This is a genomic window from Halalkalibacter flavus (assembly GCF_036663575.1).
GTDB lineage: Bacteria > Bacillota > Bacilli > Bacillales > Bacillaceae_D > Halalkalibacter > Halalkalibacter flavus.
The window spans coordinates 1-18,173 of record NZ_JAWRVK010000064.1 but is presented as its reverse complement, the minus strand read 5'-3'; the positions used below and the strand labels follow the sequence as shown (position 1 = coordinate 18,173).

The 18,173-nt window shown below is 33.8% G+C and carries 16 protein-coding genes and 5 pseudogenes; 4 read left to right on the top strand and 17 right to left on the bottom strand.

From position 1 onward, the window contains the following. Positions 1 to 655: 655 nt before the first annotated feature. Together SAY88_RS23200 and SAY88_RS23195 are read right to left on the bottom strand one after the other, a co-directional pair. Positions 656 to 1,732 carry an alpha/beta fold hydrolase gene (locus tag SAY88_RS23200; protein WP_332634695.1) on the bottom strand — a complete coding sequence of 359 codons (1,077 nt, stop codon included), beginning with the start codon at positions 1,730 to 1,732 and terminating at the stop codon, positions 656 to 658. 143 nt (positions 1,733 to 1,875) lie between these two features. Then, positions 1,876 to 2,350 (bottom strand): annotated as a pseudogene (locus SAY88_RS23195) (GyrI-like domain-containing protein). Positions 2,351 to 2,789: 439 nt separating this feature from the next. Between SAY88_RS23195 and SAY88_RS25845 the strand changes: the two are divergent. Continuing rightward, positions 2,790 to 2,855 carry a staygreen family protein gene (locus tag SAY88_RS25845; protein ID WP_348533384.1) on the top strand — a complete coding sequence of 22 codons (66 nt, stop codon included), beginning with the start codon at positions 2,790 to 2,792 and terminating at the stop codon, positions 2,853 to 2,855. A 38-nt stretch (positions 2,856 to 2,893) separates the two neighbouring features. Beyond that, positions 2,894 to 3,186 (top strand): annotated as a pseudogene (locus SAY88_RS23190) (staygreen family protein). Positions 3,187 to 3,548: 362 nt separating this feature from the next. Here the strand turns inward: SAY88_RS23190 and SAY88_RS23185 are convergent. From SAY88_RS23185 to SAY88_RS23170, 4 genes are all read right to left on the bottom strand, one after another. Next, positions 3,549 to 4,565 carry an SDR family oxidoreductase gene (locus SAY88_RS23185; protein ID WP_332634693.1) on the bottom strand — a complete coding sequence of 339 codons (1,017 nt, stop codon included), beginning with the start codon at positions 4,563 to 4,565 and terminating at the stop codon, positions 3,549 to 3,551. Between the two features lie 395 nt (positions 4,566 to 4,960). Then, positions 4,961 to 5,176 (bottom strand): hypothetical protein, encoded by a 216-nt coding sequence (locus SAY88_RS23180; protein WP_332634691.1) that lies wholly within the window; start codon positions 5,174 to 5,176, stop codon positions 4,961 to 4,963. Positions 5,177 to 5,377: 201 nt separating this feature from the next. Continuing rightward, on the bottom strand, positions 5,378 to 5,761 hold the full coding sequence (locus SAY88_RS23175) for a glyoxalase superfamily protein (protein WP_332634690.1): 384 nt from the start codon (positions 5,759 to 5,761) through the stop codon (positions 5,378 to 5,380). 203 nt (positions 5,762 to 5,964) lie between these two features. Next, positions 5,965 to 6,513, bottom strand: coding sequence for a DUF4240 domain-containing protein (locus SAY88_RS23170; protein ID WP_332634688.1), 549 nt, complete (start codon positions 6,511 to 6,513; stop codon positions 5,965 to 5,967). A 331-nt stretch (positions 6,514 to 6,844) separates the two neighbouring features. Between SAY88_RS23170 and SAY88_RS23165 the strand changes: the two genes are divergently transcribed. Next, positions 6,845 to 7,393, top strand: coding sequence for a DUF3231 family protein (locus SAY88_RS23165; protein WP_332634687.1), 549 nt, complete (start codon positions 6,845 to 6,847; stop codon positions 7,391 to 7,393). Positions 7,394 to 7,547: 154 nt separating this feature from the next. Here SAY88_RS23165 and SAY88_RS26105 read toward each other — a convergent pair whose 3' ends face one another. The 9 genes and pseudogenes from SAY88_RS26105 to fosM form a co-directional block, all read right to left on the bottom strand. Beyond that, positions 7,548 to 7,751 carry a tautomerase family protein gene (locus SAY88_RS26105; protein WP_431308910.1) on the bottom strand — a complete coding sequence of 68 codons (204 nt, stop codon included), beginning with the start codon at positions 7,749 to 7,751 and terminating at the stop codon, positions 7,548 to 7,550. A 188-nt stretch (positions 7,752 to 7,939) separates the two neighbouring features. Beyond that, positions 7,940 to 8,188 (bottom strand): hypothetical protein, encoded by a 249-nt coding sequence (locus SAY88_RS23155; RefSeq protein WP_332634686.1) that lies wholly within the window; start codon positions 8,186 to 8,188, stop codon positions 7,940 to 7,942. 166 nt (positions 8,189 to 8,354) lie between these two features. Next, entirely contained in the window at positions 8,355 to 8,777 is a 423-nt protein-coding gene (locus tag SAY88_RS23150) for a hypothetical protein (RefSeq protein ID WP_332634685.1), read from the bottom strand. A 275-nt stretch (positions 8,778 to 9,052) separates the two neighbouring features. After that, positions 9,053 to 10,543, bottom strand: a pseudogene (locus SAY88_RS23145) (PAS domain-containing sensor histidine kinase); the annotation flags it as partial. Positions 10,544 to 11,023: 480 nt separating this feature from the next. Continuing rightward, positions 11,024 to 11,185: pseudogene (locus SAY88_RS23140) on the bottom strand (HIT family protein); the annotation flags it as partial. 532 nt (positions 11,186 to 11,717) lie between these two features. Continuing rightward, positions 11,718 to 11,987 carry a hypothetical protein gene (locus SAY88_RS23135; protein WP_332634684.1) on the bottom strand — a complete coding sequence of 90 codons (270 nt, stop codon included), beginning with the start codon at positions 11,985 to 11,987 and terminating at the stop codon, positions 11,718 to 11,720. Positions 11,988 to 12,332: 345 nt separating this feature from the next. Next, positions 12,333 to 12,598: pseudogene (locus SAY88_RS23130) on the bottom strand (HPr family phosphocarrier protein). Between the two features lie 479 nt (positions 12,599 to 13,077). Further along, positions 13,078 to 14,655: an ABC1 kinase family protein gene (locus tag SAY88_RS23125; protein ID WP_332634682.1), complete on the bottom strand. Its 1,578-nt coding sequence runs from the start codon at positions 14,653 to 14,655 to the stop codon at positions 13,078 to 13,080. Positions 14,656 to 15,711: 1,056 nt separating this feature from the next. Then, entirely contained in the window at positions 15,712 to 16,134 is a 423-nt protein-coding gene (gene fosM / locus SAY88_RS23120) for a FosM family fosfomycin resistance protein (protein WP_332634680.1), read from the bottom strand. 354 nt (positions 16,135 to 16,488) lie between these two features. On the opposite strand from fosM, the gene SAY88_RS23115 reads away from it, so the two are divergent. Continuing rightward, a complete protein-coding gene (locus SAY88_RS23115) occupies positions 16,489 to 16,713 on the top strand; it encodes a YolD-like family protein (protein WP_332634679.1) in 225 nt (74 codons plus the stop codon). A gap of 115 nt (positions 16,714 to 16,828) precedes the next feature. Here the strand turns inward: SAY88_RS23115 and SAY88_RS23110 are convergent, their stop codons facing one another. Together SAY88_RS23110 and SAY88_RS23105 are read right to left on the bottom strand one after the other, a co-directional pair. Beyond that, positions 16,829 to 17,350 (bottom strand): hypothetical protein, encoded by a 522-nt coding sequence (locus SAY88_RS23110; protein ID WP_332634677.1) that lies wholly within the window; start codon positions 17,348 to 17,350, stop codon positions 16,829 to 16,831. Positions 17,351 to 17,718: 368 nt separating this feature from the next. Continuing rightward, a complete protein-coding gene (locus SAY88_RS23105) occupies positions 17,719 to 17,988 on the bottom strand; it encodes a DUF4190 domain-containing protein (protein WP_332634675.1) in 270 nt (89 codons plus the stop codon). Positions 17,989 to 18,173 lie beyond the last annotated feature (185 nt).

Sequence of the window (18,173 nt, the reverse complement as noted above, 5' to 3'; positions counted from 1 at the left end):
GGACATCGAAGTATAAGGCTAAAAGCGTATACCGTCTAAAGACGGTGGAGTTAGACCACGCGTTTGGAAATTAAAAAGAATAAATAAGCTTCTAAGCTTAAATAGTTCTAGGAAAATACAAATTTTCAGGCTACCAATACACCAATTTTTTGGGTTTGGTAGCCTGAGTTAGATTTTAAATGTATATTCTCTGTCACCAGCAACCCTTGTTCCACTCTTGCTCCCTTTTCTTGAAGAACGAACTCTATATACTTCCTTCCCTCTTCTCAAATACTTAAATAAACCTGACAAACCGATTATAAGTAAAACTGTCATTGAAATACCGTAGAAGATGGATTTAAAAGTATAACTAAGCGATCCCATACTACTTACATCGTAGAACCTAAATTACACAATAATACAATCACTATAATAATTTATTTTTCATCCTATTCTCTCCTTTCAAATAAAATTAAAATTTATCTTTGAACATAAAAAACTACTATTTTATTAATCTCCCTCGTTACCTCGATTAGAAAAGGGCAATTCTCTTACTCGAGGATTGCTCATCATTAGTTGAAGAAATGTATTGAAGAAGAGCATCTTTACTTCTTCTTAGAAGCGACTTAATTCTGTAAGATTTAATTAAGAACGATGTTTAATACATTTAATCAATTTATATCTCATCAGCCATTTTTAAAATAGCTCTTATTATTACATCAGGTTGGTCATACATTACTGAGTGACTACTATTGGGAACTAAAATGAATTCACTATTAGTGGATAAATTGGTCAATTTTTTTTGAGCATCCATCCATATCTTTTCAAAGATTTCCGCCTCTTTTTCTGAGAATCCTAATTCTGTTGCCTGCAATTCTACATCACTCGGTGTTATAATGGTTAAAGGCTTATCTCCTAAAGAGTGAGTATCTACTAGTAATTTCTCATTGATTTTTATTTGCTTAATTTCTTCATTTAATACTTTGAAAAATGAAGTGTCCCAATGTACATTTACATACTTTTTTGCAGAAAGGTAATTTGGAATTGAATCTGAAATCATACTTTCCCCAAATAGTCGTACTATTCCAATTTGAGATAATATGCGATTCATCGATTGGTCTTGTGTTTCGAAAAAATTGTCATTAAATGATTTTGCTTGTTCTGAAAAATACTCATTTCTAGAATCAACAAGCACTAATCCCGATACCTTTTCTGGGTACTTTTCTACAAAGAGACGAGAATAAATCCCTCCAACAGAATGCCCCACTAATATTACAGGGCTGTCAATTTTAGAAGATTCGAGAATCTTACTTAAATCATTAATCGTCGTATCGATAGAAAACCCATCAGGAGGTGGATCACTCCATCCATACCCTGCTCGGTCATAAGTGATTACTTGAGTATGTTTTGATAGTTCTTTCTGAATGTTTGACCAATCATAGGACCAATTACCAGTTCCTGTTTCAATAACAACAGGTGGCAAACTCGTTTTGGTTCCTTTGATATTCATATGTATTTCTCTGCCCCCGACATCAATCATTTGTCCATCTGGAGGGTAGTTGCTCTTAACATTTTTGTAACTGATATATTCATAAAGAAACCCTGAGACCAGTGTAAGCAAAATGATTGTAATCAAGGTCATTCCAAGTAATTTCAACATTCTAAATGGTTTAATAACATTGGTATATTTAGTCTCCAAATCACCATATCCCTTCACTAATTCTTTTATTTTTATTAAGATATGAAATTCCAAACCAATTAACCCAAATATTCCGCATAAACTCAATCCTATATCTTCCGTAGAAATTCCTTATCGCACCCGTTAGAGTTCGCCCATGCTGGGCGAACTAAAAATGAGCTGCCGCAACAGCTCAGAGATATATTTCAAATATTATTTTATTCTTTCAAAATTGGAATCCAAATTTCGCATTTTACTGATGGTGAAGCTAAATCTTTACTTTTAATCGACAAGATTTCAGGTCCTTCTGTTACTTGATAGTTAGAAGATGGGAACCACTCTGAATAAATTCTTCCCCAAGTTTCCTGGAGGGTGTTAGGAAATGGTCATGTTGATTCAAATATCGCCCATGTTAAGGCAGGAACTTCAAGTTTTGAAAAGCTTCCAGGATTTTCTCGTGTTGTCGCTACTCCATTACTTTACGTTACTATTTTGAAGCTCAAATGCTGCCAAACTAAGTCGTCTACGGCGTATATATTCTGATAACGTAATTCCTGCAAGGAAAGAAAACATTCTTTTAAAATGATATTCGGAACAATGAGCTAAACTTGCCACCACCTTGAAGTCTATTTCGTTAGTAAGGTTTTCCTCGATATACTTCATTGCAGTATTCATGTCCTTAAGCAAATCCATTACTATGACCTCCTTTCATCAATAGAATAACAGGAGTTTATTCTATTCATCCGACATTTTGTGCACCATTTTGTAGGTTAATTTTTTATTTCATTTTCTCCCTTCATACCAAGTATCGATATAAAAATAATCCAAAAAAAGATGCTATACCTCATCTCTCTCCCACACTTATATACTCTCCCAATGTCAAGCGACTGTTATGATATTTCAATATTCATATTGTTTCCTAACAGCACCTTTATATAGTTATTTGGCATTTATCTTACTATATGAGTTTACTTAACACCCTCTATGTTCATATACCCAGTCTTGTAATTGTACTGAAGCATAGACTATATAGAAAAATATATACCTGCTTGTACCATAAAGGAGGCAACTTGATTATCCATGTTTGATCCACAAAAATTAACGACTAATCTAATCCCCCCCTGCTACTTTTGTGCAACCTATTCAAGGACGTAAATACACCTTAACTCACTCAGATATAACAGGTGAACTATTTTAAGATATAGGTACTATAATTACAAAACGATCAATTGGGATATGCGCGATGAAGTTCTAGCAGAATGGCAAATAGATCAGTTAAATAGAGTAAGTATTGTAGGAAAAGCTCACGTTGATGAAGGACCATTTACGAAAGAACAGTCCAAATTTCGCTATAACATCTTTCGAAAAGTAATGAGTACAGCTTTAAAAGGAATGTTTTACGGTGATAAAAAATTTTTACAAATTATCCGACACTACTAAACGCCCCAATTTATATTATGTACACATCCATTTATCCAGAATTCAATCACACAATTTACTATGGTACACCTAAAGATTATTTAAATTAATTTATCAAAGTAGATTGAGTTACAGTTTTATTAAAGTCAAGAAAATAATTAAAAACATCTTATAATAACTTCAAAATATAAGATGTCACCCATTATAAAAGGTAAAAGAAAAAGGATTGGAGAGAAAGATTTTTATCAAGACGTAAATGAAAAAAGTTAGATAAATTAAAGAACATAACATATTAGTCATGGAAAATATGTTATGTCCTTTCTTCTTACTATTCCGTTACTTTAACAAGAATAGAGCTACTGTCATCAGCAACCCTTTTCCACTCTTGCAGCCAGCAGCCAATTTTCGTTATACAAAATTATTAGTAAACATTTTTTCAAATCCATTTTGAACAAACATCTTTTTATAGAATCTATTCATTAATAATCTTTAATGCCGAATTTAATACGTCAACAACTCTGTCACACCAATTGTCAAATTCCTCATCTGGTATTTGTAGTTCAGGATGAGCTAATAAGTATTCGATCGTTTGCCTAATCCCTTGGTCAAATCGGGTCGTAGCAACAAAATCGGGAACAAGTCTTTTTAGTTTAGAATTATCGAAAACGACAGAATTCGCCTTATCCCCTAATAATCCACCCCTGTAATCCTCCTTACTGCATGCGTCCAAAAATTCCGATGACACATGGATTGCATTGAGTTTCACTCCGAGTGCGTCTGCGATTGTTTCGTAAATTTGATTCCAGGTAAGACTTTCATCTGAAGTGATATGAACAGACTCACCGATTGCATGGATATTGCCCATCAAGCCAATAAAGCCTTTAGCAAAATCACTATTGTGTGTCATCGTCCACAAGGATGTACCATCACCATGAATGATAACGGGTTTATTCTCCAACATTCGTTTTGCTACCTGCCATGTGCCCTTGCTTCCATGTACTCCAAGTGGAATCGAAAGTTCATCATAGGTGTGACTTGGTCTTACAATCGTAATCTGAAAGTCTTCCTCTCGATAGAGCTTCAGCAAATACTCTTCACAGGCAATCTTGTTTCTCGAATATTGCCAATATGGATTTGATAATGGCGTTCCTTCTGTAATTCGATAGTCAGACAAAGGAGTTTGGTATGCAGAAGCAGAACTAATAAAAATAAATTGTTTCGTTTTCCCCTTAAATAAGCGATAATCTCTTTCAAGCTGTGCCGTTTCAAACGCGATGAAATCAGCAACGACATCAAACTCTAAATCTTCAATCAGTCTGGAGACATGGTCTTCATCATTAATATCAGCTTGAAGTAAGTTTACCCCTTCTGGCAAGCAGTGCTTTCGATTCCCCCTATTCAGAAGGTAGAGCTCACATCCCTTTTCTACTAGCTGCTTCGTAATAGCAGAACTAATCGTTCCCGTCCCTCCAATAAATAACGCTTTCAATTTTCCACCTCCGCTAATCATAAGACAATTAATTGTAATTATACGTTACCAAGTAAATATTAAATACTACTAGCAAAATTCCTTTTTTTTATGCTCATATTAAGTGTAAATATACTTAAACAAACAATCTGTCTTCCGCTAAACTGTTCGATAGCACAATAAGCCAAAGGAGCTGCTGTTACGACAGCTCCACTCTTTCATTCAAGCGCCCGTTAGTTCAGCTATAATCCTTAAAATTTGCTCATATTTCACAAAATATGGTGTCAATAAAAAGCCTACAGTAAAAATTGAAAACCCTACAAATAAATTTACAAAGTTGTTATCGAATGGAGTAAGGAATAAGCTAAAAATAAAAAAAAAGCTACTCTCCTTCTTGAAGAATAGCACCCCATTGTTTAATATACTCCCGCCTGTATACTATTAACTTTTTCATATACAGTGTTAAAATCTACTCCTGTTACAGCCCATATTCCTTTATTGCCTCTAAAGTAAATTGTTTTGCTTTCATTATCATTCACTTGAATACAAGACTCTTCATTTATAAAAAAATCTTCAATAGTTGTTATTACTTCCCCAGCAATTGCATGGGCTATTTCTGGGACATCAGGCATAAGTAACCATCCTATTATAAATGAACCATCTTCTTTTTCTACCCACCTCCAACCATAATAGAAGATGAAAGATGTTCTTTACAAAACAGCCACGTTAGCGGAATAAAGGAGCTGCCGTTATGACAGCTCCAGTTCTTTCGTTAAAGCACCCTTCAAGAAATTTAAAATAATAAAGCCATATGTACATTGAAAGTAGTAATATTATTTTTGAAGGTTCTCAAAAAAGACAATTCTATTTCCGAATGGGTCTCCAATACTAACCTCCAGAGAGTTCCAGGGGGTTGTTTCGATGCCTGGACAAGCATATTTGTATTTCTTTGATAAAAGGTTTGAATGGAATAACTCTAAGTTTTGCACTTCAATTCTTATAGCACCTCCAGGACAGCAATCTCCATGATGCTCTGAAAGATGAATAATACAGCTCCCATAAGAAACTTGCATGTATAAAGGTAGGTCATCCTCAAATCGATGCTCCCAATCCAACTCAAATTCCAAAAATGTCAAATAAAATTCTTTGGCTTTTTCCTCGTCAAAAATACGTAGGATTGGAGTGGGGCTTTTCATAGTTATTTTTGATGTGCTCATTATCTACATCACCCTTTATTTTAGAAATTACTCCTTCTGTACCATTATTAGAGGATTTGTTGGTTAAACAACATGATATGTGTTCAAAAAGTACATTCCTTCTTAAAGAAAACTGCACCGTTACTTCAATAAGTACAGAAACTACCGCCAGATTATGATACAATAACTAACTACTTCTTATAGTTGATTTTGAAGATAAAAATTTAACCTAGTGGTTCTTCACCAAACCTTTCCCATAGAATAGGATATAAATTTTCCAGATCATCTTCCTCCCAATCAAATTCTATGTCAGTAACAAGCTGTAACCCCTTTTTGTCAAGAGATTCTAATAGCTCATCATAAATATTGTCATCCCATTCACTATCACCTGTCTTTATCAGGGTATAGGCATCTAATCCAACCGAAAGCAATTCTTCATTTTGTGGGAACCCTTCATCATCAAGGTTATCTTTATTTATGTATTCTGCTAAAAATTCAGGGTCTTTCATTACCTTGTTAAAAACTTCTTCACCCTGTCCAATTAGCCATCCTCGAAAATAATCAAAAGCATCGTCAGAACAGCCACCCATCAATACAAATGCGGCTCCCCATAAACGAGATTTATAACTAGCATTCATGAATTTTTGAAATAATAATTCAAATTCTAACACTTCCTCTAATTCTTTTTGAGTTAGTGCCTCTGTTAACCATTCCGCTTGATCATCAAATTCTCTGGACTTTTTAATTAAGCTCCAAAACTCTTTCTGTTCCACTAGATAAAGCCCCCATTCCACTTTACACTTATATAAAATTACTAAATTCGACATTAAATAAACTGATTCCTTCTCCAAGTAACCCCGTTACCACAAGAAGCAAAGAAGGTGCCACAACTACACTCCAGTTATTCCTTTCAACCAACCGTTTGTTGAATAAGCTATTCGCTTAATTTAGGTAATATTGATAAGCTTGCATAATATAGCCCATCCTCAATGGGTCAAATATTTTCGACCCACCATTTGTCGTCGATCCATCTGTACCTGAATAATAAATCGGATGACACAAATAATATAAATAATTAAACTACAAAAACAGGAGGGAAATCACATGGTAAATGTATGGGAAACAGTTTTGGATGCCATGAAGTCCATGACAGTTCAAGATGAAGATCAACCTCTTCATGTCGGAGAAGTGATGGCATGCTGGATTTACTTAGCAGGCCTTGAATTAGCCAAAGTTGCTGTTCAAGCAGGTATACATACCACGACGGATAATGAACTAAAAGCAATACTTGAAGAAGATATGAAACTAGGAACCAGTCAAAGGGAACGACTGCATGATTTTATGATTAAGGAAGGAATCCCATTACCTCCTGCTCCTGAAGATATGCCAATATCAGACCCTAACAGTATTCCTCTCGGTGTTAAATTAACGGATGATGTAATTGCAAACGAATTATCTTTAAAAATTGTTAGCTTAATTATGCGTGCTGCTGGTACTGCTTCAGAATCGATTCGTACAGATGTAGGTTTATTGTTTATTCAGTTTCAAGCAGAAAAACTTGCTTTCGCGACTAGATTAAAACATTTAATGCGCAAACGCGGATGGATTAAAGTGCCACCATTTTACGTCCCACCTGGTTCTCAACAACAATAATGCTAAAAAGGCGTTCACTTTCTGACCGCCTTTTACTCATACATTAACTTGATAATTCAGCGCTAACTCATCCCCAGGTAATCCTCTAATTCCCCAGTTTTGTTTTGGTGTTTCAAAAATTGTAATCTCAACATCTTGAGAGAATATATTTTATTCACCTATTTAGACGTTCAAATAGTAACTTTAGTAATTGTTTTTTAGCATCAACCGTTCGACCTTCAAACATACTAACCTCAATTACAGTATATGCTTCAGTTCTCACTTGCAAAATAAAAATCTTCTTTGTCATAGGAAAAAAGCGATGAAATTTCTTACCCGAAGGAAATTGAAGTGCTTCCACCATACACGAATGCAACATTCAGTAGTGTTTCCTTAATTGGATTTAACCTGTCCTTAACTCCGTAAATTTTAATTTATCCCATTCTCATCTCACCTTTTTCAACTAAGACCCAAAAAATCTTTAATTGATACAGTTCCCCTGTTCCTCAATTATCGCACTCCGTTACTTCAATAAGAGAGCTATTACACAAAGAACTCCTTATAAAATCAGATTAGGAAAAAGGCAATTAAAAACCCAATTGCAAGCAAAGAATCTGCAATAAAATCCCCATCTTTCCTCTTCGGAAAATACGTATTAAATAGGTTTAGGCAAAAGGTAAAGGAGGCTAACAAGAATAATATACGGATATTTAAATTGTTATTAAATAACCCTATGGTAACAATAAAAATAGCAATCATTGCAATAACAGTCTTAATTATAGAAAAAGCTTTTACCGTTTCGTTTTTAGTTTCCACAACTTAACACCTCCCCCATAATGTTACCATAAATACCCAATATCATCTGCAATTCTGCTACAATATTTTAAGAATCGATAGCCATTATTTCGCACTCCTGCTCGTTAGTGCAACAAGAAAAATAGTTGCCGTAGCAACTTTTGTTAAAGCGCAATAAGAATAATACTTATTCTACGTGCTCAATATCAGGTAAAGCATTTATAAATTCTAGAAGTTCATTTACATTTGTTGTCCTTAATACAATTCCTTCATTATCTAAAATAATAAAAGTTGGGAATTCATTCAAATCCAAAACCTCAACATAGTCATTAAATTTATCAGAGTCAGGACTTGGATATGAAACAAGATGTAGTTTTCCTACTGGAACATTAAACGAAAAATAAAGTTCAAACTGTCTTCTAAGGTCATTGTTAGTTTCTTCCTCTTTCCAATTTTTTTGCGGAATCGCACTCCAAAAAGAATATAAATGATATTGATTTTCTTCATCAGGCTTCATTTGACCAATGACCCTAACTTCTTTTGCTTTATCGAGATTGGAGCACCCTATAAGCAAAGGTATACAAACAATAAATAATATAAAATATTTCAATTTAAACATCTCCTATCTCGGTATATACTTCAATCGGTAATAGAATTCACTAGCCCTGTTTTGCTAACCTGCTCGTTACTTTAAGTGAAAAACTTCACAATGACTATTTTAACATAAATATCCAAGGGCCATAAGAAATGGTCCTCCATAATCTGGAACTTTTCATGAAGAAAGACGCTTTCCTTATTTCAGAAAAGCGCCCGAAGCAACAAGATCACTTATTTCCGTTGTAAACCCTTTTGATTATTAATAAAAAAATTAATAGGTTCTTATCTTCACTTTCTGAGCACTTCAGGGAGAATGACCTCAACTGTCGTTCCTTTATTCACTTCACTTTCAATCACGATCTTTCCTTGATGTGCTTCAATAATTTTATAACAGATCATTAATCCTAAACCGACTCCTTCTTCTTTGATACTGTAAAAAGGTTCTCCGAGATATACGATACGTTCTTTTGAAATCCCACACCCTTGATCGATAAAACGAATACTCACATGATGATCATCGTGTTTATCGATTTGAATCAAAATTTCTCCTCCCGTTGGCATCGCTTCAATCGCATTTTTCAGGATATTGATAACTACTTGTTTTATTTGATTCCCTTCACAGGGGATCAATGAAACATCAGATTCAAATTTTGTTATAATTTGAACATTATTCATCATTGCTTGAGGTTGAAGTAGCATGATAACTTGTCCTACTAACTTATGTAGGTCATTCGGTTGAACCTTTACTGCCTGCGGCTTGGCTATTGTCATAAATTCATTGGCAATACTTTCTATTCGATCCATTTCTGACAATACCATATCTATATAATGCTGCTTGTTCTCACTTTCTGTTGATTTTAGAAATTGCATAAATCCTTTCATTGTGGTTAAAGGATTTTTAACTTCATGGGCGATTGCAGTAGCTAATTGCCCTACAACTGCAAGCTTCTCTGACTTTCGTAATAATTCTTCTGTTTTTAACCGTTCAGTAATATCTCGAGAGATAAGCAGTAAAACTTCCGTTCCATTCAAGTTAAATACACGAACACTAAACTCATTATTTATTTTTTTGTTTGTTTTTTTAAAAACATATTCGTCTTGTAAAGTGAAAGAACGTTTTCCTTCTTTGATTTTTTCTACAGTTCTTATGAACATTGTAGACTTTTGAGAAGCAATTTCGGTATATGGCATCGAGAGAAGTTCTTCCCTACTGTACCCAAATCTTTCGCACCCAACTGGGTTTATTTCAAGTAATCGAGTTGGAAATTGCTCTTCATTCAATTCCACTAAGTATACGGCATCAGGTGACTGTTCAAATAGAACACGGTATTTCTTCTCACTTTCCAGCAATTGTTTATGTAATTGATGGAGTTCTCTTTCTACTTGCTTTCTTTCAGAAATGTCTCTATAGACTAATGATAAAGAAATCACCTTTCCCTTTGAATCTAGAATAGGTGAAAGCGTCACACTTACATCAATAAGGCTTCCATCTTTTCGTTGTCTAACTGCTTCCCATTTCGTGCTAGTTGATTCTCCAGATATAATCTTTGAAATGGTTTCAAAAGTTCGATCTATTAAGAAATCAGGTACACATGGTAATATTTGTCCTTTGATTTCTTGTATAGACCAACCCAACATCTTCTCATAAGCTTTATTGGCTTGTAAAATACGTCCTTTTAAATCAGATATAATAATAGCATCTCGGTTATGACTGATGAATGATTCCAGTCGTTCTTTGGTCGTCCTTAGTTCCTCTTCCATCTTATTTCGCTTCGTTAAAACTCGAATAAGTATACCCGTGCTAACAAAGAACAAAATAATACAAAGATTAATGAAAAAATCATTAAGAATCATTTATTAACTATCTCCTCTAAGCGCCTTTTTCCAATAATTTTACTAATTGCTCTACCGTCCAAACAAAAAAGGTTACAGATATTCCTATTAATATAAAACCTTCTCTAAAACTCACAACACCCTCTTTATTTTAATGCAAACGATTGCGCTAGACAACAGTACCACTCTAAAAAGATTGATAGATTGCCCCTTTATCTTAGTTTACATGAAAGCATAGATAAGTGGTTAAGAACTTGAAGCTTCTATGGGTACGATTTGTCTTGAAAAGCTGAAGCTAAGGTTTCATCAGACAAACGAGCCTATCATATCCACCTTTCCACGTAAAGTCCTATCGTTGTTAACGTTGAAAACTATAATTACTTACTGAAGATAATATACCTGATATTTTAATACTGCATCCTCATTGTAGAAGTCCGCAAATGATTGCATTTCGTAGCTTGAACAACGTGCATATGGTAATGAGCTAACTCATTGAAGATACCGCCATTTTGTGTAACAGTAATCCCATCAGGTTTGTAAAACTGCTTTTAACGCTTTTGAAAGTAGAATGGAAGCACTCATAATATTTTATAAGTTCCTGTTGTTTAAATAAGTGCAACCCTTCACAATCTCTAATTACTTTAACATAAATATCCAATTTAGTTGCCAAGTGTTATTCAATTATCTGGCACTTTTCATGAAGAAAGACGCTTTCCTTATTTCGGAAAAGCGCCCGATTGTGGAAGATCAATAATATTTATAAAGGTTGTTAAAGCCACACGTGCTTATTGAACGATAGCACTCTTTAGTTCAAAGAAAGAGCTATGTAAACAGCTCTCGCCCCTCAACAAACGTCACCTTTTTGAAGAAAAAATGGATTACTCTTATCTTACCAAAACTCTTCAAAGTTTTATTTTATTTCATGAAAAGCTAAGTTTACAGCTAAGACACCAAAAACAGATGCCATGAAACAGCGCTAAATCTTAACCAAAAAAATCTTCTTCTAAACCCAACCGCGACCTGCCCAGCAAATAAAACAATTAGTAGATTACCAGCAAAGCTAACAAAATTTTGCACTGCTCCTAATTGAGCAGTTGTTACGAAGAGCGAGCGACCTAATTTAATCCTTCAAATATTCTTGTAAGTATATAGTACCACGTTCAATATTTTTCCTTTGAACATCTAATATTTTCTGGGCAAGTTCAAAATCAATTAGTCCTTCGTGTGCCATAGTTGATGCATTCTTCATTATTTTTGTACACTCGTAGATAGTCCTCGCATAACTAATGGCATATTGCATTTGACCAATGCTTGGCGATAATTTCTCGTCAACCTCCCTTTGTTTATCAAAACTAACGTTTGTCGCTTTATTCCATTTTTCTGCATCCATCTCAGTTCCTCCTTAATATCGCTTTATGTGTCAAATGTGCAATATTAAAGAAATGAAAGTTCTCATTTATTCATATAAAATAACTAAAAAACAAAACTCTTCACACAAAAATTTAGCCCGATTGTTGAATTGTATTTTTAGAACAGAAAAACTTTTATACTGCTTTTCCGAATGTCATGTTCTAAGCCCATTCCACAACCATAACCAAAAGCAATTAGTTTATTATTTTCACCTCATACCCCAGCCCATTAATTACAACGCTTAAACAAAGCCTTACCTTTTTCTTATTTTTCCAGAAAATCTAGGCATTTGTTAGACATAAGACATTCGCAATAACAACATCCCTTATGGCTGCAATCCCATCAACCACTTATGTTCTTGTACATCAAGCTGTTCTTTTTCCATCAATTGATCAACGACTTCAATAGCTTGTATTGCATCAGCACCTTTCACAATTACTTTAATGCTTGCCCTTTTCGGAACTCCAAGTGACAGTACACCCATAACAGATATTAAATTCACTTGCCTTTCTTTATACTCCAGTATCACTTCGGATATAAACTGGGAACTGTACTGACTAAAAGAATAGCAGGACGTCCACGAATACCTATCCTTCACCTCTTTCTTGTTATGATTATAAGGGTTAACTAATCCTTACTATAATTTTATAATTTTCAGAATATTTATGTCAATACTTTTTTTGAAAGCGTTTCCTTGTTTCCGATATAAAAATAATTTACCGGAAACATAGAATGGCAATATACTGCTAACTTGGGGATTAAGCGAATATCCAATACGCTTTGAATTGGTTCAACTTAATTTTGGGTAAGTTCACCTCTTGGCGGACGGGGATAATGAACGTAGTAGAGGTTACAAATCCGACTATTAAATAACATTAAGATCCGATTCACTTTCTAATAATTCCTTCTCTTATTCAAGAAAATGGCCCTTTTCATGAAGAAAGACGCTTTCCTTATTTCAGAAAAGCGCCCGATTGTGGAAGGTCGTTGTATAAATTTATTTAAGAAAAGCACTACGTTTGTTACGTACAGTTAATCACAATATTTAATTGATAACTAAAACATATATTTTATCCTCTTCGTTTTTCATGCATGTACTTCATCCATTTTTTCAACTTAAAACTATAAATAAAATATAGAATACCAGAAACGACTGATACTCCGACGGCTAGCTGCAAGATAAGTTGATGGGAAGTATATATCCCTGTCCCTATGCCGATAAAACCAAGTAGTGTTAATTGAAATAATTGTTTTTTGTAATTTTCATATATAGTGAATTGAAATTGTCTTCGCTGCTCGGTTTCCTTTATATTCTCAAGCTTTTGAGGTAGTTTTAGAAATTCTGTAAAGGAATGGATCGTCTTAAATAAAGGCTGTGACTGCAACCAAAACCAAATAAACGACCATTTGTTATTCTCTTGTTTACTTAACCAATCCATAAAAACTGGTTTTAAAACGTTAATGAGATCATCCTCTGATGCCAAGCTCCGAAGCATTCCTTCCACCGAAATGAAAGACCGCCCTAAGAAAACAAATCTCGTTGGAACTTGAATTGGAAGTGCTTGAATCATATCGTTCATCTCCAATTTTAAAGCAATAAGGTCCATTTCTTTCAATTGTGCAGGTTGAAAAGACAATAATTCAACCAACAGCCTTTCCAGCGTCCTTGGGTCTGCTTCAGGGAGCAAGAATCCTAAATGAGTTAAGCACTCCACAGCTTTAGGATAATTTTTTGATAGTAAACTCTCTATTAATGCTTGAAAATATGTAGCATCCTTCTTAGAAATTTCCCCTACCATTCCGAAATCTAGTAATATGATTTGTCCTTCCTTTGATACGAGTACGTTTCCTGAATGGGGATCAGCATGGAACATTCCTGGTTCAAGCCACTGGGGAAGAAAAACTTCAATGAGCCGCTCAGCCACTTCACATTGGCTAACTTCTAATTGGTTTATTCCTTCTTCATCTGTTAGCTTTATTCCATCCACCCACTCCATTACCAATACCTTTGGCGTACTTAGCTCGGAATACACGTCTGGAATTTTCACTATATCGACATCCTTAAATCGTTCTTGAAAAAAGAAAAGGCTACTTTTTTCCTGCGAAAAATCAAGCTCCCGTACAATAACTTCCTTTAGTTCTTTAAATAAAACCTTAAAATTTATAAACCCTTTTGGCATGGGAACAAAATGATGGGTAAACCAAATAATAATACTTAACGTTCGGAAATCAGTTTGTATGATTGATTGAATATTTGGGCGTTGTACTTTAATGGCAACTGGTTTACCATCTTTTAAAACACCCTTATAAACTTCTCCTATGGAGGCAGAAGCTACTGCCTTTTTATTGATGTAAAGTAAGGAGTGCTCCAGAGGACCTCCCCATTCTGCTTCAAGAATTCCCTCAATCTTCTCCCAGTCAGAAGGGGGAACTTGATCTGTAAGGTCTTGAATTTGACGGATAAATCCATTAGGAAGCAAGTCCGCACGAATGCTTAGTAATTGTCCAATTTTAATAAGTAATCCTTCTAATTCAAATATTGTTTTTCGAAACCTTTTCCCTATTTTTCCCCACAATTTTTCCCAATCAGCTTCAGGTTTTTTTCTAACTTTATACCAATAAATTTGAATGAAGATAACAAATACCATAGATAGCACTCTTGACATTCGTTTTAATTTACTCTTTGAGTACATCAAATCACTCATTTCTTATTTTATAACTATTAAAGTAATCTGCCCGTTACTTTCTGTAGTGTTTACCAAAGAAAACTATCTAAAGAAAAACTTTTCATGTATAATACTTACATTGGTAAAGACGTGCACTTTATTTGGAGTGGCGGGCATGATAGCCTGTTTTGTCTGAGCCAACAAACTTTGTTTTGCCTGGATCCAGGGCTTATAGTTATGCCCGCATAAGATCCAAATCAAGTGACTAAATGCTTGTATTTCCTTTTAGAAAGGGTTGTATAATTATATTAAAATAATTTCAAAATGCCATTTATACTAAACAAAGTACTACACTACATTTAAGTACAATCCTTCACAACCTCTAATTATTTTAACATAAATATCCAATTTAACTGCCCAGTGTTATTCCACAATATGGCCCTTTTCATGAAGAAAGACACTTTCCTTATTTCAGAAAAGCGCCCGATTGTGGAAGATCATTTATAGATTCCTTATTGAAGATAAGCTTCCGTTACTTGAATTAGTAAGGATTTCTTAATATTATTTATTCCTTCTATATTTGTTTATAAGAATAGTTATGTAGAAAACAAAAATCATCAAAACAAATGTTATGTTAAAAATATATTTAAAATCGAGCTCTCGATTTAATAACATATCATTTAAAACCACAAAAAATGCATATGAAAGAAAAAGTGTATTAGCTGAATTACGATATGCTTTTAGCTTTATGTTATTTGAATGGTTGTTATTAGTTTCCATACTTACTACCTCCACAAGAAAACTTTCCTATCTTCTTTTCTTTCTCCATAATCAACGTTAAAACCACATAATGGTTTCTGCTACATTTCCACTATTGCTTCCAGTAAATTTAGCTTATTAAGATTTGGCTTGTCTTATTGAATGAAACTCCCCTTTAGTTTAACATTGTTTTCCAATTTATAGTGCATAAAAAACGAGCTGCATCTATTTACAGCCCGTAATTTTACTAACGCCTCCGTTTGTTGAATAAGAATCCTCTTAATCGAAAAACTCCATATGTGTTTTCTCTTTTTTGTAGTAATCCAATCTATCTTGTAGTGTACCTGTATGAAATTCAAATTTATGACCATCTGGGTCAGTAAAATAAATGGACTTTTTATCTCTTTCATCTCTTGGACGACCTAATAAAATGTTCACATTCAATCTCCTTAGTTTCTCGTACATCTCATCAAACTTTTCTTCTTCAATTGAAAATGCTATGTGTGTATAGGATTGGTTTATTTCATTACGAGGTATATCTTTCTCTACATTGAGAGCAAGCCACATTCCATTTAAATCAAAGTATGCAGTGTTTCTGCCTTTTACTAACAATTTAGCATCAAATACATTTTTATAAAATTTAATAGAAACATCTAAATCAGAAACTGAAAATAAAAAATGATTAAGTCCTTTTATCGACATTGTGTATCACCCCAATAAAATAGTACCCTTTACTCCGACCATGACAGAAATCCTTCTTCAAGCAAACTGCTCCGTTAGCTTAAGTACATTGTTTCACAAAGTCACCTAAAACTGAAGATCTGTTGCGCAGTATCCTTCTACTACAATAAAGCAAGCGTTGATTTACTTATTCCACATTACTGACTGTTAATGAAGAACCAAAAGTAAAATTAAGACACAACAACATGGACGGCCTTCACATTAGAACACCTTTATCTTATATTCCTTATACTCAAACCCACATTCTTATTACAAGTCGATTCAAGAACATACATTCGCATATAATGAATTATAATATCGAGGTGAGGTGTTCTTATGAATAAAGTGACAAAAGGATCGAACATGAGATGGGAAGGCTCTCGAATGATGTTACCAGAGCATGTTGAAGGATTGCAGCACCAAAAGGAAGAAAAGACAAAAGTGCCTAGACATGAGCTAGATGAACAGGAACTACAAGAGGTTGGTACCGTTATTATGAATAGTCGAAAAATTAAATATGTCAATTACCTTTGGCAAAAATCTCACATTAAAAACTTTTAAATACCAAACAGATTTAAGCAAAAAAAGTCCATCTCACTAGGGATCGACTTTTCCTACATTATTTTTGTTCAACAAAAAGCTCTCGTTAGTTGAAAAGCACTTTAACTGGTTTATTTTAACGAGTCTCTTCAATTATACTTTCAATCTCTCTTTCAATTTGCCCAGAAGTGTTACCACTAAATAATTTTTTTTTGTCAATTCGGGACAAAAATTGATTAATTTTCTTTGTATGATCTTCAAGGTTTCCTATATCCTCTTCAGTAAGTGTACCGTTCACAGCATTTGAAAAGACAATATAAATAATGCTATTTGATTTATGTTGAAATTCATACAAGCTACCTGAATCTATTATATTATTATGGTTGTTTATCGGCATACCATTTCCCGTAAGAGCTCTTGCAACAGCTGTTTGCTCATTCGCCTTTGCAAGGTTCAATATAAAATTTTCTATTTCACCTTTATAATAAAAATCTAATGCGAAATTCAAGTCCGTATTCATTTGTTCTTGACTTGCTAAATATTGAGATAATATACTGCGCTTCATCTTTTCATGTGGGAGGTTTGGATAGTACCAATAAAAAATACCGATGAATGCAAGTAAGATAAAGACTAAGATTACATAAAATCTTTTTGACATAATTACAACCTTTCATAGGACATATATATTTAGATAAAGATTCTGTCTTCCACTAAACTAACTCGTTAGTGAAAGAGCGTTTAAGTGAAAAATTTACTTTTAACGTTTTTTTATTTGTTTACTTTTGAATAATGAAAAAAATAGAATTATTACTCCTACAAGGATAATCACAGAAGTTGTGATTATCATAAATGTTCCTTGGTCTTTAATAATAGCCCACCTCCAGTTAAATTAATAATCATCCGGTAGTTATAAAGTCCTTATTTCCCCTCTTCACATTAACATTAATTCCCTTTTTTATATAAGAAAAAGGGAAATCCATTTTTCAAATGTTGAAGACACACGCCCGTTCGTGCAATATATATTGCTTAAGAAATTTCTAATCTGAAATCCGTGGGAGTCAAAAATAATAAATGGATAATAATCATAATTAAAGGAATAGTTATTGCCAATGTATTACAGGTTAACCCTGCAATAGCTACTCCACGTCCTTGTTGACCCGTCTTATGTATCTCTCTCAAACTTAAAAAGCCTATAAAGAAACCGACAATAGCAAAGATAAAGCCAAGTGGTGTTAAAAAAGTAAGAATTAATGAAACACTACCTAATATAAGAGAAATAATTGCTTTAGTATTCATTGAGAACCTCCCCTGGTAAGGAAAATGAATGTATTTGATTTTATTAGTTCTATAAACATATATCTCCTACCTTTCTTATTATACTTTGATTTTCCCTACTTTAACTATTGGATCTAGGTCAATATTTTGGACACAAAAAAGTTAACTTTCTTACCAATTATCAAGTAGACTCAGGTGGCTTGACA

What these genes read in the sequence shown, in the direction of transcription:
- SAY88_RS23180 (WP_332634691.1), bottom strand. Translation starts at nt 5,176, where the DNA reads ATGCCTGATGTCCCAGAAATAGCCCATGCAATTGCTGGGGAAGTAATA.
- SAY88_RS23175 (WP_332634690.1), bottom strand. Translation starts at nt 5,761, where the DNA reads ATGAGCACATCAAAAATAACTATGAAAAGCCCCACTCCAATCCTACGT.
- SAY88_RS23165 (WP_332634687.1), top strand. Translation starts at nt 6,845, where the DNA reads ATGGTAAATGTATGGGAAACAGTTTTGGATGCCATGAAGTCCATGACA.
- SAY88_RS26105 (WP_431308910.1), bottom strand. Translation starts at nt 7,751, where the DNA reads ATGTTGCATTCGTGTATGGTGGAAGCACTTCAATTTCCTTCGGGTAAG.
- SAY88_RS23135 (WP_332634684.1), bottom strand. Translation starts at nt 11,987, where the DNA reads ATGGATGCAGAAAAATGGAATAAAGCGACAAACGTTAGTTTTGATAAA.
- SAY88_RS23125 (WP_332634682.1), bottom strand. Translation starts at nt 14,655, where the DNA reads ATGGTATTTGTTATCTTCATTCAAATTTATTGGTATAAAGTTAGAAAA.
- fosM (WP_332634680.1), bottom strand. Translation starts at nt 16,134, where the DNA reads ATGTCGATAAAAGGACTTAATCATTTTTTATTTTCAGTTTCTGATTTA.
- SAY88_RS23115 (WP_332634679.1), top strand. Translation starts at nt 16,489, where the DNA reads ATGAATAAAGTGACAAAAGGATCGAACATGAGATGGGAAGGCTCTCGA.
- SAY88_RS23110 (WP_332634677.1), bottom strand. Translation starts at nt 17,350, where the DNA reads ATGTCAAAAAGATTTTATGTAATCTTAGTCTTTATCTTACTTGCATTC.
- SAY88_RS23105 (WP_332634675.1), bottom strand. Translation starts at nt 17,988, where the DNA reads ATGAATACTAAAGCAATTATTTCTCTTATATTAGGTAGTGTTTCATTA.